This is a genomic window from uncultured Marinobacter sp. (assembly GCF_947259545.1).
Classification (GTDB): domain Bacteria; phylum Pseudomonadota; class Gammaproteobacteria; order Pseudomonadales; family Oleiphilaceae; genus Marinobacter.
Genome location: NZ_CAMYMK010000009.1, coordinates 1 through 15,608, shown reverse-complemented (window position 1 = coordinate 15,608; position 15,608 = coordinate 1). Strand labels below are relative to the sequence as shown.

The 15,608-nt window shown below is 57.9% G+C and carries 10 protein-coding genes and 2 riboswitches; of the genes, 9 read left to right on the top strand and 1 reads right to left on the bottom strand.

Features of this window, described 5'->3' with window-relative positions; translation table 11 throughout:
- The first annotated feature begins 163 nt into the window (after positions 1–163).
- From Q0Y21_RS14870 to Q0Y21_RS14845, 6 genes are all read left to right on the top strand, one after another.
- Positions 164–2,329 (top strand): prolyl oligopeptidase family serine peptidase, encoded by a 2,166-nt coding sequence (locus Q0Y21_RS14870; protein ID WP_297797206.1) that lies wholly within the window; start codon positions 164–166, stop codon positions 2,327–2,329.
- Positions 2,330–2,437: 108 nt separating this feature from the next.
- Positions 2,438–2,536, top strand: a riboswitch (glycine riboswitch).
- Between the two features lie 188 nt (positions 2,537–2,724).
- On the top strand, positions 2,725–3,954 hold the full coding sequence (locus tag Q0Y21_RS14865) for a D-amino acid dehydrogenase (RefSeq protein WP_297797203.1): 1,230 nt from the start codon (positions 2,725–2,727) through the stop codon (positions 3,952–3,954).
- 282 nt (positions 3,955–4,236) lie between these two features.
- On the top strand, positions 4,237–5,742 hold the full coding sequence (gene nhaB / locus Q0Y21_RS14860; protein WP_297797200.1) for a sodium/proton antiporter NhaB: 1,506 nt from the start codon (positions 4,237–4,239) through the stop codon (positions 5,740–5,742).
- 85 nt (positions 5,743–5,827) lie between these two features.
- Positions 5,828–7,315 (top strand): SulP family inorganic anion transporter, encoded by a 1,488-nt coding sequence (locus tag Q0Y21_RS14855; RefSeq protein ID WP_297797197.1) that lies wholly within the window; start codon positions 5,828–5,830, stop codon positions 7,313–7,315.
- A gap of 85 nt (positions 7,316–7,400) precedes the next feature.
- Positions 7,401–8,252, top strand: coding sequence for a universal stress protein (locus tag Q0Y21_RS14850; RefSeq protein WP_297797195.1), 852 nt, complete (start codon positions 7,401–7,403; stop codon positions 8,250–8,252).
- A 113-nt stretch (positions 8,253–8,365) separates the two neighbouring features.
- Positions 8,366–9,142 carry a transporter substrate-binding domain-containing protein gene (locus Q0Y21_RS14845; RefSeq protein WP_297797191.1) on the top strand — a complete coding sequence of 259 codons (777 nt, stop codon included), beginning with the start codon at positions 8,366–8,368 and terminating at the stop codon, positions 9,140–9,142.
- A 1-nt stretch (position 9,143) separates the two neighbouring features.
- On the opposite strand, the gene Q0Y21_RS14840 is transcribed toward Q0Y21_RS14845, so the two are convergent.
- Positions 9,144–9,866, bottom strand: coding sequence for a DUF3047 domain-containing protein (locus Q0Y21_RS14840; protein ID WP_297797188.1), 723 nt, complete (start codon positions 9,864–9,866; stop codon positions 9,144–9,146).
- A gap of 103 nt (positions 9,867–9,969) precedes the next feature.
- Positions 9,970–10,243: riboswitch (cobalamin riboswitch) on the top strand.
- 152 nt (positions 10,244–10,395) lie between these two features.
- Between Q0Y21_RS14840 and Q0Y21_RS14835 the strand changes: the two genes are divergently transcribed.
- The 3 genes from Q0Y21_RS14835 (at position 10,396) to Q0Y21_RS14825 (ending at position 15,382) form a co-directional block, all read left to right on the top strand.
- Entirely contained in the window at positions 10,396–13,167 is a 2,772-nt protein-coding gene (locus Q0Y21_RS14835; RefSeq protein WP_297797185.1) for a ribonucleoside-diphosphate reductase subunit alpha, read from the top strand.
- 15 nt (positions 13,168–13,182) lie between these two features.
- Positions 13,183–14,241 (top strand): ribonucleotide-diphosphate reductase subunit beta, encoded by a 1,059-nt coding sequence (locus Q0Y21_RS14830; protein WP_297797181.1) that lies wholly within the window; start codon positions 13,183–13,185, stop codon positions 14,239–14,241.
- A 937-nt stretch (positions 14,242–15,178) separates the two neighbouring features.
- Positions 15,179–15,382 carry a hypothetical protein gene (locus tag Q0Y21_RS14825; RefSeq protein WP_297797178.1) on the top strand — a complete coding sequence of 68 codons (204 nt, stop codon included), beginning with the start codon at positions 15,179–15,181 and terminating at the stop codon, positions 15,380–15,382.
- The last annotated feature ends 226 nt before the right edge of the window (positions 15,383–15,608 follow it).

The window sequence follows — 15,608 nt, the reverse complement described above, 5'->3', positions numbered from 1 at the left end:
TCCGGCTGACCGACTTCGACCTGCGCGGGTTGCAGCCTTTGATCTGTGGCCCGCATTGAATCATTGGTATCGCCCGTTTTTGTTAACCTGATCACAGTTCTAGTTTGGGGCTCCGGTCTCCACTCAGTGAATCGTCAGCAGTTAACAAAAACAGGTGTGCTCGATGAACAATAATAAGAATGCGTTAATCATGGCTTTGAGCGTTGCTCTTGCCGCTTGTGGCGGAGGCAATAGCGATGTATCAGATCCCCCCGACACTGGCCCATCCGACGTTGCGTCAGAAATCGCCGAAAAGTCGGCTCCCGATTGTTTCAAGAACAGTTGGGTGGCGGGCACAACTGAGCTCTGCAACGGCACTCTCGTCTATTACGACTATATCTACGACGACTATGGCGCCGATAACGGGTTGATTTCGCTGGATCCCACTCTGCTTAATGTGTTGAATCGTGGTGGCAGTGCGGGTCAACCGGTTGCCAATACTCCCGGGCTATTGTCGCCAACGGCAGGGGATCAACGGTATCCGCAAGGGCTTGAGAACACCGCCGACCTTGTTCGCCTGACGCTGGAGATTGATGGCAACCGTCTTCTTATCCAGGCGGAACTGAATACCCTGATCAACCCTAATGATGCCATTCTTGGGGTGGCCATCGACAGTGACGGTGATTCAACCAGTGGCGGAGGTCACTGGGGCGACCTTGATATTCGCAGTGATGGCTGGGATCACCTCTTCGTCAGTGATGATGGCGATCCTGAAACCAATCTGATCGAGATTGAGGCCGATCTCCCCGCGGGTGAGCAGTGGCGTATCCAGGCTGCTGTTGCACAGCCGGACGGTACCGTCATGAATGTCGCTTATCGGGGAAGGCAGGAACAGGCCAAGGCAGACGGTGGACCCAATCAGTTCCTGTCGGGGTCCGGTAATTTCTGGGAAGACAACCAGGCCCAGGTGCTCGCCACAGGGGATATTACGCCCTTCTCTGAAACGGTGGACGTTATGGACCTGAGGCGGGGAGCGACCCGAGAGCAGCCAGCTGCGACAGGGTTTCATCAGCGCGTCTACACCTCTCATTACCCGTTGGGCGAGGGCATTTCAATTCCCGGCGAGCCTGGTCGGGATGGTGGTGGAACCTTCTGTGGCCAGTCCTTTAATTACCTGGGTAAATATCAGCCCTATGGTGTTTATGTCCCTGAACAGGTGACGAGCGAAGATCAGCCGCCCGGACTGATGGTCGTGATGCACGGCTGTGAAGCGAATCACGCCAGCCAGATCAACCAATCGAACATGCAGCGTCAGTTTGCCGATAATCTGAACCGGATCATGGTGGCTCCGCTTGGCCGGGGGCCCTACGGATTTTATACCGGAGCTTCCGAGCGTGATGTGCTGGATGTCATGGCGGACATTTCATCCGCTCACACCATTGATGAGGAACGGGTCTTTGCATCGGGATACTCCATGGGCGGATTCGGAGCATTGCACATGGCCACCCATTACCCGGACAAGTTTGCCGGGATGGTGAATTGGGTTGGACACACCGGTGACTTGCTAAACCTTCCGAGTGCTGAACCGACTGTTGATAAGCTACTGTCTGACGCTGGCGATACGTTGTTGCGCCCGGTCATTTCGTCACTGTTGGGCAGCATTGCCGACCCAAAAACCGGTACCGAAAACGTCATCGATTACCTGGGCAATCTGCGGCACGTACCGAGTGCTCACCTCTACGCGGGGGCGGACGAGCTGGTGCAGATCCAACAGGCACTGGCTATTGCCAGCCGCCTGGCAGCGACACCCGGCATTGACTATGAATTCTATTTGCATCCGGTTGCGGAACATCTGACCTTTCTTTTCTTCGATGACTGGGCCAAAGAGGCGGAACTGAGCGCTGACTGGGTCAGGGTATCCAATCCCTCCAGGGTCTCTTACCTGTTCGACCCCCGTTTCGATTATCCAGAGCTGGACATTGTTCATGATCGCGCCTACTGGATCAGCGAATTACGGGCCCGGGAAGCACTTCCAGCCCAGGTTGATCTGCATTCGCTTGGGTGTGGGGATGCCGAGGTGGTCTTCGAAACCGGAGCGGATGTCGGCGAGAGTCCGACACCCTGGGCCAGCAATTTCCGTCATCAGTCCGGGGAGCAGCCCGTATCCGCGATACCAGTGCTCAACGGGACTCTCACCAATGTTGGCAGTGCAACACTGGATCTGGATGCAGCTTGCCTTGCGGGCATGCCAGTTGAGTACTCAATTGAGTCTGATGGACCGGCTAACCTGAAAATGAGCGATGGCCGCGTTCTTGATTTGGTTGCGGGCCAAAACGAGGGCGTTTTCTGAAAAGGGCCCGCAGGATTAGGATCCCATGCCTTGTATGTGGCAGTAAAGTTGTTGTAATGCCGAGTTATTTGCTACTTTCTATGGCAGTCTGTTTTTAGTGACAGAAGAGATGTGTCAGCGGGAGAGACTGAGTCGCACAATCGTGTGATCAGCGCCGAAGGAGCAACTGCCCCGGAAACTCTCAGGCAAAAGGACCGCTGACATGAAGACTTTCCGAAGAGCTGTCGACGACTGCGTCAGTCGGCACACCGAAGGAGCAAACCGCCGGTTTCACTGAAACGGTGCGTGAATCTCTCAGGTTCCGTGACGGAAGGGGTGCTTTCTACCGCTCTGGGTAGGAAGGTAACCCTGGACGCGTCCCGGAAAGTGCCCTGGAGAGTGTGATGAAGCGTGCCATGAAGAAGATTGCAGTTATTGGTGGTGGTATCACCGGTATCACCACAGCTTACACCTTGGCCAAACGCGGCCTGGATGTGACCGTATACGAAAAGCACCGTTACGCGGCGATGGAAACCTCATTCGCCAACGGGGGCCAGCTGTCCGCCTCCAATGCGGAGGTCTGGAATAACTGGCAGACGGTCATCAAGGGCATCAAGTGGATGTCCCGCCGCGATGCGCCGCTGCTGGTCAATCCCAAGCCTTCCTGGCACAAACTGAGCTGGTTTGCCGAGTTCATCGCTGCGATTCCCCAGTACGAAAAGAACACCACTGAAACCGCCCGTCTGGCGATAGCCGCTCGTGAGCATCTGTTTAATTGGGCTCAGGAAGAAGGCATCGATTTCGACCTGAAGAAACAGGGCATTCTGCACATCTATCGCGACAAGGCGGGCTTCGACCATGCTGCCAACGTCTCGAAACTGCTGGCTGCCGGTGGCCTGGAGCGCCGGGCGGTGACTCCGGAGGAAATGCGCGCGATTGAACCCACGCTGGCGGGTACCTATTACGGCGGTTTCTATACCGAGAGCGACTCCACCGGCGATATCCACAAGTTCACCAACGGTCTGGCCGAGGCAATCCTGCGCCTTGGGGTCAGGACCTGCTACGGACACACGGTCACCGAACTGAGCGCGGACCAGAACCACGCCTGGGTGACCGCCGATGATGGGGAGCAGCAAAACCGGGATACGTTTGATGGCGTGGTCATCTGTGCCGGCGTGGGTAGCCGGGCATTGGCGGCGAAGCTGGGGGACCGGGTCAACATCTATCCGGTCAAAGGCTACTCCATCACCGTTGAGCTCGATGACGAGGACTCCCGCAAATCAGCGCCCACCGTCAGCCTGCTGGACGATGCCACCAAAATCGTTACCAGCCGGCTCGGTGATGGCCGCTTCCGTGTTGCGGGTACCGCGGAATTCAGTGGCTACAATCGCGATATCCGGGATGACCGGATCAAGCCGCTTACCCGCTGGGTCGAGCAGTGTTTCCCGGGGGTCTGTACCCGACGTGTGGTGCCGTGGGCGGGGCTGCGGCCCATGCTGCCCAATATGATGCCGCGAGTCGGGGCGGGTCGCCTGCCTACGGTGTTTTACAACACCGGTCACGGTCATCTGGGCTGGACCCTGTCGGCGATCACCGCCGAGATGCTCGCGGATTCGGTCGAGATGGCATCGTCAAACGGGCCCTGACACTCAGGGCTCTCTTGTCGCTTACTCTTTCACCTGTTTTCTGGTACTATTCGCGCCCCAAAACAACACGCGCACCCGGAAACCTGTTCCATGCCCGCCCCCGAAAAAAACGTTCTGATGATCACTCCGCCCTAGCGTTGGGCTGATCTGTGCTGGTTAACTACGACCAATGGCGGTGATTTTTACCACCAGTGGGTGACTGACCGGTACACAAATATCAAGGAAGATGCGGCTTCCCTGTCGCATTATGGCTATCGTCCGATCACTCAGAAGATTTTTGTAATGCCTACTTCGGTCATCTCGGGTTTTACCCACAACTTTCTCGGCAAGGCTCCTGTCTGGTACAAGCAGGTCATCCTGCTGTTTCTGGCTATCAACCCCATCTCGCTGTATGTCTTTGGTCCCGGTGTCACCGGCTGGCTGTTGATCGGTGAGTTCATCTTTACCCTGGCGATGGCGTTGAAGTGCTATCCGCTGTTGCCCGGTGGCCTGCTGGCCGTGGAAGCTCTGCTGATTGGCCTTACCACGCCCGACGCAGTGTATATGGAAGTACTCACTAACTTTCCCGTTATCCTGTTGCTGATGTTCATGGTGGCCGGCATCTACTTCATGAAGGAGCTGCTGCTGGTGACCTTCACCCAGATTCTGGTGGGGGTCCGGTCCAAATCGGCGCTGTCGCTGCTGTTCTGCAGTGCTGCTGCGTTGCTGTCGGCGTTCCTGGATGCGCTGACGGTCACGGCGGTCATCATCAGTGTGGCGGTCGGCTTTTTCTCGGTGTACCACAAGGTGGCATCCGGTAAGGGCTACCAGCACAAGGATCACAACGCCAACAGCGATGACGACGTGATCGAACTGCATAGGGAAGATCTGGAAAACTTCCGCGCCTTCCTGCGCAGCCTGTTGATGCACGGGGCGATCGGGACCGCCCTGGGGGGCGTGGCCACCATGGTGGGTGAGCCCCAGAATCTGCTGATTGCCAAGGTGGTGGGCTGGGATTTTGCCAGCTTCTTCCTGCACATGGCGCCGGTGAGTATTCCGGTGCTGTTTGCCGGCCTGACCACCTGCTGGCTGCTGGAGAAGCTGCGCTGGTTTGGCTATGGCGGCCGCCTGCCGAAACCGGTACGGCGCGTGCTGGAAGAGTTTGCCGATAACGAGCGCAACAAGCGCACCAAGGCAGATCAGGCGGCCCTGTGGATTCAGGCGCTGGCGGCGCTGATCCTGGTGGTGGGGCTGGCGTTCCATCTCGCGGAAGTCGGACTGATCGGCCTGCTGGTGATCATCCTGATTACTTCGTTCACCGGTATCACCGATGAGCACCAGATCGGCAAGGCGTTCCAGGAATCCCTGCCGTTCACCTCGTTGCTGGTGGTGTTCTTCGCCATCGTGGCGGTGATCCACGAACAGCACCTGTTCAAACCCATTATCGAGTATGTCCTGTCACTGCCGGTGGAGCAGCAACCGGGCATGTTCTTTATCGCCAACGGCCTGCTGTCGATGATCAGTGACAACGTCTTCGTTGCCACCGTCTATATCAGCGAGATCAAGCAGGCACTGGATGCCGGTAGCATCAGCTACGATCACTTCCAGACCCTGGCTATTGCCATCAACACCGGCACCAACCTGCCGAGTGTGGCAACCCCCAACGGACAGGCCGCGTTCCTGTTCCTGCTGACTTCCGCCATCGCGCCCCTGGTCCGGCTTTCCTACGGCCGGATGGTGATTATGGCTTTCCCGTACACCATCGTTATGGGCGCCGTCGGCCTGTTCATGGTCATTAACCACATCTGAACATTGCGGCTTTATACTCCCCGCCGGGCTTTGGGCCGGGCGGGGATGCCGTCGTTTTATCGTCTTGAATTAACCGGATACTTCTATGATCAAATCGTTGAAAGACAATTGGCTCTCTAACGTGCGCGGTGATCTGCTGGCAGGCATCGTGGTGGCGCTGGCGCTGATTCCCGAGGCCATCGCCTTTTCCATCATTGCGGGTGTGGACCCAAAGGTTGGTCTGTACGCTTCCTTCTGTATTGCCGTTATCATCGCGTTTGTGGGCGGCCGCCCGGGCATGATCTCCGCCGCTACCGGCGCCATGGCATTGCTGATGGTGACCCTGGTGAAAGAACACGGCCTGGAATACCTGCTGGCCGCGACCCTGCTGACTGGCGTATTGCAGATCGGCGCCGGCTACCTGAAGCTGGGCGGGCTGATGCGCTTCGTTTCCCGCTCGGTGGTGACCGGCTTCGTCAACGCCCTTGCGATCCTGATCTTCATGGCTCAGTTGCCGGAGCTGACCAACGTCACCTGGCATGTCTATGCCATGACCGCCGCCGGTCTGGGTATTATCTACCTGTTCCCGCTGGTTCCGGTGGTGGGGAAAATCCTGCCGTCTCCGTTGATCTGTATTGTTGGCCTGACCGCAGTGGCAATGTACCTCAACCTGGACATCCGCACGGTGGGGGATATGGGCGAGCTGCCGGATACTCTGCCCATCTTCCTGTGGCCCGATGTGCCGCTGAATCTGGAAACGCTGATGATTATCCTGCCGTATTCCGTGGCACTGGCCGTGGTCGGCCTGCTGGAGTCGATGATGACCGCCACCATCGTGGACGATCTCACCGATACCACCAGCGACCGCAACCGCGAGTGCAAGGGCCAGGGCATCGCCAACATCGGTTCCGGCCTGCTGGGTGGCATGGCCGGCTGCGCGATGATTGGTCAGTCCATTATCAACGTCAAATCGGGTGGTCGTGGCCGTTTGTCCACGCTGACTGCCGGCGTTTTCCTGCTGGTAATGGTACTGGTGCTGGATGCCTGGCTGGTGCAGATTCCAATGGCGGCGCTGGTGGCGGTGATGATCATGGTGTCCATCGGTACCTTCTCCTGGGATTCCATCCGCAACCTGAAGGAACATCCGCTGTCCACCAACATCGTGATGGTGGTGACGGTGATTGTCGTGGTTGCGACCCATAACCTGGCGTTTGGTGTGCTCGCTGGCGTACTGCTGGCGGCGCTGTTCTTTGCCAACAAGATCGGCCACTTCATGATTGTCAGCTCCGATCTGGATGAAGCCAGTGAAACCCGTACCTATCGTGTGGTGGGTCAGGTCTTCTTCAGCTCGTCCGAGAAATTCACCGCCTCGTTCGACTTCAAGGAAGCGGTGGACAGGGTGGTGATCGATCTCAGCCGCGCTCACTTCTGGGACATTACCGCTGTAGGCGCCCTCGACAAGGTGGTGATCAAGTTCCGGCGTGAAGGCGCGGATGTCGAGGTCATCGGCCTCAATGAGGCCAGCGCCACTATCGTTGACCGATTCGGCGTACACGACAAGCCGGATGCTGTTGACCAGCTGATGGGGCACTGATATGACTACTGATCTTTCTCAAGGCGGTGCCGATACAAACCCGCATAATGACAACAAGAACCCGAACCAAGGTAGTGAGGTAACCATGACCCGGATCGTAGGATGTATCGATGGTTCCAGAGCGGCATCGGCCGTGTGTGACTATGCGGCATGGGCCAGCCAGCGTATGGGAGCTCCGCTGACCCTGTTCCACGTTCTGGATCAGGAACGGTATCCGGCTGAAACCGATCTTGCAGGCAACATCGGCCTGGGTAGTCGGGAACACCTGATGGAGGAGTTGGCGGAGCTGGACCAGAAGCGCAGTAAGCTGGCTCTGGAGCAGGGGCACCACATGCTTAACGCCGCGGAGGAGCGGGTGAAATCCCACGGTGTTGAGGATGTGATCAAGCGCCAGCGCCACGGTGACCTGACCGACTCCCTGCTGGCCATTGAAAACGAAACCCGCCTGCTGGTGATGGGCCTGCACGGGGAAACCAGCACCGAGCGCGATGTGCACATTGGCAGTCAGCTGGAAACGGTGATCCGCAGTGTGCACCGTCCGATCATGCTGGTGCCGGATGACTACTCGGAGCCCCGCAGTGCGATGCTGGCGTTCGACGGTTCCGAGACCGCCTTCAAAGGTGTAGAGCTGTTGGCCAACAGCCCGGTGTTCAAGGGTTTTCCCCTGCATCTGGTGATGATCGGTCCGGACACCAACGACCGCTGGGAACAACTGAAGAAGGCCGAGCGCATGTTGGCGGACCTGGGCTGCGAAGTGCACCTGGCCATTCGTGCCGGCGATGTGGAGAAAACCCTGCATGCCTACCAGGAAGAGCACGACGTTGATCTGTTGGTGATGGGGGCTTATGGCCATTCCCGGATTCGCCAGTTCCTGGTGGGCAGCACCACGACCAATATGCTGAAAACGGCGAGAAAGCCCCTGGTGATTCTGCGCTAGGAGCACTGGTTATCGTACATAGCTGGTCGGGTCTGTTAATCTTCAGGGAATGCACCTTGAAAGTGATGATCTCTATGGGCAGACAGTGGTGCCGGTTAGTTATGGGGAGGGTAATGGCCACCTTGGTGGTGGGGGTTGCCCTGATGGTGACGGGGGGAGTCCAGGCAGACGACAGCCGCCCTGTGCTGCGGATCGCTTATGCTGAATTCCCCCCCATTGAGTACCGCGACGCCGATGGCGAGGCAGCCGGGCTGTTTATCGAACTGACACGCAAGGTGGCCGAAGAAGCCGGCTACACACCGGACTTTCTCTACTTGCCGGTGGGGCGAATCTACCTCTACATGAAAACCGGAGAGATTGATGTCTGGCCGGGTTTGACCGCTATCCCGTCTCTCAGGGAAGAGGTCCTGGAAAGCTGGGTAAGACCGATCCCTGTGCAACTCAGTGCCTGGCATGTGGATGGTACACCACCGCTGACCCACTTAGATGACCTCCGGGGAAAGACAGTGATTGTCATCAGTGGCTATACCTACGGTGGTTTGCTGCAGAAACTGCAATCCCGGGAAGATGTTCATATCACCGAAGCACCTAATCATCGGGCCGGCGTTGATATGCTGAAACGTCAGCGGGGGGATTATCTGCTCGATTACCGACAGCCGGTACTCGATATTCTGAACCAACCCTCGGACCGGGTTCTGAGACACTCCGAAGTACGCACACGTCATGGTGCCTGGCTCTATTCCCTGGCCAATCCGAGAGCCAGCATCCTGCGGGAAGAATTTGATGACGCCTATCAACGGCTCGCTGAACGCGGCGAGGTGCCCCCCGCGCGGGAGTTCGAGCAGGGCTATTTCATCATTCCCGGTTTCCCGGAAGACCTCCCGCGTTAATTCACGGGTTCAGCTTGAGGTCACCGTACCAGGCGGTGGCTGACTCCCCGGTATTGTCTGAGTCTGACATGATGGCCACGCCTCTCAGACGTGGCGGCTCCTCGCCGAACGCCGCCCGGTAATCGGCCACGATATCCCGCTCCACGGTGACCCATTCCCCGACCTTATCCTCACCAGAGGTGACCGCAATCATCATGGTTTCCTCGGCGTAAGGGTTGGCCACGGTTTCCCCCTTCGCAAGCTGGTTGGCCCAGATGTAGTTGATGGCATTGCCCGGTAGCTCTTCGCCAAACAGGGCTTCCACGGTCTTGCGCTTGGCACGCTCGAACCAGCCGGCCTTGTCCGGTTCGAACTCGAACGCCACATAGATGCGGGCAGGGTAGTCGTCCCCGGACTTCTTGCGGGCATCCCCTTTTTCAAACGTGTTGGATACCTTCCACTTCCATCGCAGGATCAGCGAATCCCCGGGCGCCACATTCAGGCGGGCAATCAGGCCCGAGGCACTGTTGCTGGTTTGCGCTTCAATTACCTGGGTACCGTCTTCCTCAATCAGGCTGTAGGTTGTGTGGCGATCGATTTTCGGAAATTCCAGCGGCTCCCAGCCATCGTCCAGGTTGGCCATTTGCGAGAACGGCTTGATGGTGGTGTCTGCTACGAGAGCCCCGCTGGCGAGCAGCAATGCCGCCCCCAGAAACAGGGTTTTCAGTGAATTCGGCTTTCTCATATTCAACGTCCTTTGATGAACCCTTGGCCTGTGTCGTTGACCACGGCAGTCCTGAAAAGTGCCTTGTTGCCGTGGCATTTCGTGTATATAGTGCTCATATCCTTGGTCATATACCAGATATAGTGTTTATTTTGTAAACACTACAACGGTATCGGGAATCCGGTGAGACTCCGGAACTGACGCGCAGCGGTATTGGGGAACGAGCGTGGCACCATGACACTGGCAAGGAGCCCCTGGTTACCTCCTGAATCGCTCTGAAAGCCAGAGGCGACTCAGGAGGTAACCAGGGGCTCCTTGCCGGGAAGTCGCCACGCAAGGCCGAACCACACGGTTCACGCCCCTGAGTCCGAAGACCTGCCAGGGAAAACAACTGCACCTTCGCGTTCAAGGTGAGCAGGTCGGATCCGAACTCATTCCTCCCCTCTCCCTGGCCCTCTCCCGCCAGGGGAGAGGGGATAGATGGCGCTCTGTACCCGATTCTCTGCCTACGCGAAGGACATGCAAACCACGCGTATTCAGGAGAACCGACATGTCCACCGCCACTGCGGCCCACACCCCGGCCGACGCATCCCAACCAGACGATACCGCTTCCCTTCAGGTAATTAAACGCAACGGCACCCTCGTTGGATTCAATCCGGCGAAAATCAGCGTCGCCGTCACCAAGGCCTTCCTGGCAGTGGAAGGCGATAAAGCCGCCGGCTCGGCGCACATTCACGATGCCGTGCAGCGGGTCACCGAGCAGGTGATACACGCCATCAGCCGGCGCCTGAAAGCCGGTGGCAAAGTGCATATCGAAGACATCCAGGACCAGGTGGAACTGGCACTGATGCGGGCCGAAGAGCAGAAAGTCGCCCGCGCCTACGTACTGTACCGGGAAGAACACGCCCGCGAACGCGCACGCCACGCGCCGATGGAAGCGCACCCGCACCTGACCGTGAAACAGGCCAATGGCGACACCGTGCCGCTGGACCTGGGCCTGATGAAACTTCAGGTGGAACAGGCCGCTGCCGGGCTGGAAGGGATCAATGGCGAGTCCCTGGTGGAAGACGCGCTGCGCAATCTCTATGACGGCATCGGCGAGGAAGACGTGCTGTCAGCGCTGGTAATGACCGCCCGTGGTCGCATCGAACAGGAACCGGACTACAGTGCGGTAACTGCTCGGCTGTTGCTGGAACAGCTGCGGCTGGAAACCGCCACAGCTCTGGAGCTGCCTCGCAGCCTGCCGCTGGCGGAGATTTATCCCCAGGCCCTGAGCGCCTTTATCGACGCCGGCATCCAGTACGAATTGCTGGACGAGGCCCTGGCCACTTTCGATCTGGAGCGACTGGGCGCCGCCATCAAGCCGGAACAGGATCTGCAATTCGGCTTCCTCGGCCTGCAGACCCTGTACGACCGTTACTTCCTGCACTGGAACGGCGCCCGCCTGGAACTGCCCCAGGTGTTCTTCATGCGCGTGGCCATGGGCCTGGCACTGCGGGAAGATAACCCCAACGAACGCGCCATCGAGTTCTACAACCTGCTGTCGTCCTTCGACTACATGGCATCCACACCGACGCTGTTCAACAGCGGCACCCGCCATTCTCAGCTGTCCTCCTGCTACCTCACCACCGTGGGTGACGACCTGGAAGGCATCTACGGCGCCATCCGCGACAACGCCATGCTCTCCAAATGGGCTGGTGGCCTGGGCAATGACTGGACTCCGGTGCGGGCACTGGGCTCCCACATCAAGGGCACCAACGGCCAGAGTCAGGGCGTGGTGCCATTTCTGAAGGTGGTCAACGATACCGCGGTGGCGGTGAACCAGGGCGGCAAGCGCAAGGGCGCGGTGTGCGCTTACCTGGAAAGCTGGCACCTGGACATCGAGGAGTTCCTGGAACTGCGCAAGAACACGGGTGACGAGCGCCGCCGCACCCACGACATGAACACCGCCAACTGGGTGCCGGACCTGCTGATCGAGCGCATGCGCGAAGACGGCGAATGGACACTGTTCTCACCCAGCGATGTGCCGGACCTGCACGACCTGTACGGCAACGCCTTCCGTGAGCGCTACGAGCACTACGAGGCGCTGGCGGAGCAGGGCAGGATCAAACTGTTCAAGAAGATCTCTGCCAAACAGCTCTGGCGCAAGATGCTTACCGTGCTGTTTGAGACCGGCCACCCGTGGATCACCTTCAAGGACCCGTGCAACCTGCGTTCTCCGCAACAGCATCAGGGCGTGGTGCACAGCTCCAACCTGTGCACCGAAACCACCCTAAACACCAGTGCCGACGAAATCGCCGTGTGCAACCTGGGCTCGGTGAACCTGGCGGCCCATATCCGCGATGGCGAGCTGGACGTACAACGGCTGGAACAAACCGTGTCCACTGCCGTGCGCATGCTCGATAACGTTATCGACATCAACTATTACGCCGTGCCCCAGGCGCGAAACTCCAACTTCAAACACCGGCCGGTCGGCCTGGGCCTGATGGGTTTCCAGGATGCGCTCTATCAACTCGGCCTGCCGTACACCAGCCCGGAAGCGGTGGAATTTGCCGATGTGGCCATGGAACAGCTGAGCTACTTTGCCATCCGTGCCTCGGCCACCCTGGCCGGCGAACGAGGCGCCTATGAAACCTACGAAGGCTCCCTGTGGCACCAGGGCACCCTGCCCATCGACTCCATCAACCTGCTGAAAGAGGCCCGCCGGGAAGGGGATCTGGCTGTAAACACCAACGCCCGGCTGGACTGGACTCCGGTGCGGGAACTGATCGCGAAGAACGGCATGCGCAACAGCAACGTCATGGCCATCGCGCCCACCGCGACCATCTCCAACATCGTGGGAGTGTCCCAGTCCATCGAACCGGCGTATCAGAACCTGTTTGTGAAATCGAACCTGTCCGGCGAGTTCACCGTGGTCAATCCGTCGCTGGTCCGCGACCTCAAGGCCGAAGGCCTGTGGGACAACGTGATGGTCAACGACCTCAAATACTTTGACGGCAGCGTGCAACAGATCGACCGCATACCCAATGAGCTGAAAGCCCGCTACGCCACCGCTTTCGAGATTGATCCAAGATGGCTGGTGGAAGCCGCAGCAAGGCGCCAGAAATGGCTCGACCAGGCCCAGAGCCTCAACCTGTACATGGCCGAACCCAGCGGCAGGAAGCTGGATGCCCTGTACCAGCTGGCCTGGGAACGCGGCCTGAAAACCACCTACTACCTGCGTTCCCTGGGCGCCACCGGCGCCGAAAAAACCGCCCCCGTCGCCGCGCCGCAACCCCAGGTATGCAGCATCGACGAGCCCGACTGCGAAGCCTGCCAATAATTCCGGAGATCCATCATGCTCAACTGGGACGACGAACCAAACACCCAAACCAGGCCGGCCACCGCCGAGGGCCCGGCCCCCGTCAACGTTGACGACAAACGCGTTATTAACGGCGAAACCGACATCAACCAGTTGGCGCCGTTCAAGTACCCCTGGGCCTGGGAGTACTTCATGAACGCCAACAAGAACCACTGGACCCCGCTGGACGTCAACATGGCCCAGGACGTCCACGACTACCACCACCGCCTGACTGAACCGGAGAAGCACGTGTACGAAAACGTGCTGGCGTACCTCACCACCTCCGACATCCTCGCCATGCGCAACATCGGCCTGGCGGTGATGGAGAAAATGAGCGCGCCGGAACTGCAGATCTACCAGGCCCGCCAGGTGTACGAGGAAGCCATGCACACCTGGGCCTACCAGCACTGCATCGAAACTCTCAACCTGGACCAGAGCGAAATCTACAACCGCTACCGCGTGGTGCCCGCCATCAACGGCAAGATCCAGATGGCCAACCGCCGCCTGGACGCCGCCATGCGTTCCGACATGAACCTGCGCAACAAGGACGACCTGCAGGAATTCATCATGTCCTACCTGTTCTTTGCCGCGGTGTTCGAAGGTGCCTGGTTCTACAACGGCTTCAGCCCAATCTTCGCCCTGCAGCGCCGCGGCCTGATGCGCGGCACCGGCGAACAGCTGCAGTACATCCTGCGGGACGAAGCCATGCATTTCTCCTTCGGCCTGAAAGTGGTGAACCAGATCCTCGAAGAGGAAAACATCACCCTGGATCCGAAAGCCGTGCGCGACATGTGGGACGAATCCGAAGCCGCGGAAACCGCCTATGCCAACTACATCCTGCGGGACCCGATCCTGGGCTACTCCGCCGAGTACCACAGCGAACAGTTCCGCTTCGTGGCCAACCGCCGGGCCAGAACGGTAGGCCTGGAAGAGCCGTTCCCGGGAGCAAAGAACGTCTCGCCCTGGCTCGACGAGCAGGCCACCATGCGTAAGGAGAAGAACTTCTTTGAGACGCGGGTGATTGAGTATCAGACCGGGGCGCAGTTGGAGTGGTAGACCGCGCCGGAAAATGAATGGAAAAACGGTCATTGCGACCATGAACTGGGCACAACTTTGTTTATGAGTAAATTAACTCATGAATTCATATGCTTACAGTTGATTCCGAAATTCGGGATAGTAGTCGCAATGATCGTTTTTGCATTGTGGTTTTAAAGGCTTAGTGCACGGAACTAATTGACGAGGCTGGATTTTCTGCCTAGTTTTGGAGGATTGTTGAATTGAGATATGAGTCAGTGGAAAAGTGATCATTAAGACTCATATACAACTGTTACACCGCATGAATACAAGTGAGTTCGTCGTTTACTATGTAATAGCGGTATCAGCGATCTTTTTGCTGATCTCACTGGTGCGTTTTTCTAAGCTGAAACCATTGTTTGGGGCCCGACAAACCTTGGCATTGGTTGAGCAGAATCATCGCGCTCGTCTGGACCGGTTGGTTCAGTTGGGAATCAGAATTGAAGGCAGGGGTCCTATACACTTTATAGCGCCTCCACCCTACACTCCCGACGAAGAATTGGAGGTTGGTGCCGAGATGGATGTTTGGGTTTCAGATGAACTTCCCGGTGTGGTCTTGAACACAAAGCCTACCTTCTCGTCATTGGTGGGTCGGGCATTGTATCCAGCGGTCTGTGTCGCGTTCGTTCTTCTGATGCCCATCTTCTTCATTGTTCAAAGCCAATTCGATGGGGTGTAACAAGGCCAGTCACGGCGACGCCTACTACATTGCGGCTTCGCCTCCACTTCGTAGCCGCGCATGCTGGCGGCGTTAGTGATCCTGTCGCCTGTTCAATTAATTGGTATAATAGGCTCACGGGCCTTTGAGCCCGGTGGCGAAAGCCTCCGCAAATATCTTGTTTCGCGATGACCCATTCTGTGAGTGCGGCCAGACCCTGACATCGCATCTCAAGTTGCTTTAGCAACGGTTGAGGTGTGTATGTCTGATCAACCTAGAAACTCTTCCACTGCTATTCTGTTTTTGTCAGTCTTGATCTTCGTCGCATTGTTCGCGACTGCATTGGTTTACCTTATGTATAGCGAGGATAAGGGGCTAGCAGCCGAGCAGATTTTGAACCATCTGAAAGAGCTTTCGCTGTTGGCGGCGGGCTATATCTTTGGTGAGAGAAAGGCCGCGCCCTAATCTCAAAATCACTAACAAAACGGTCAACCGGACGCCAAAAGCGTGGCGCTTTTGGTTCCCTCCGCTTCGCTCCGGCGCCGGTTACCTCAGCGTTATGAGTCCGAGTTACCCACGAACAGTAGACACCTTCTATAGTTAGGGTAGCCCCTAGCACGGAGGTGCTCCATGAGCCGCAAGAAGACCCAGGCCTACACCGAGGAGTTTCGTCGGGAAGCCGTTCGCAGAT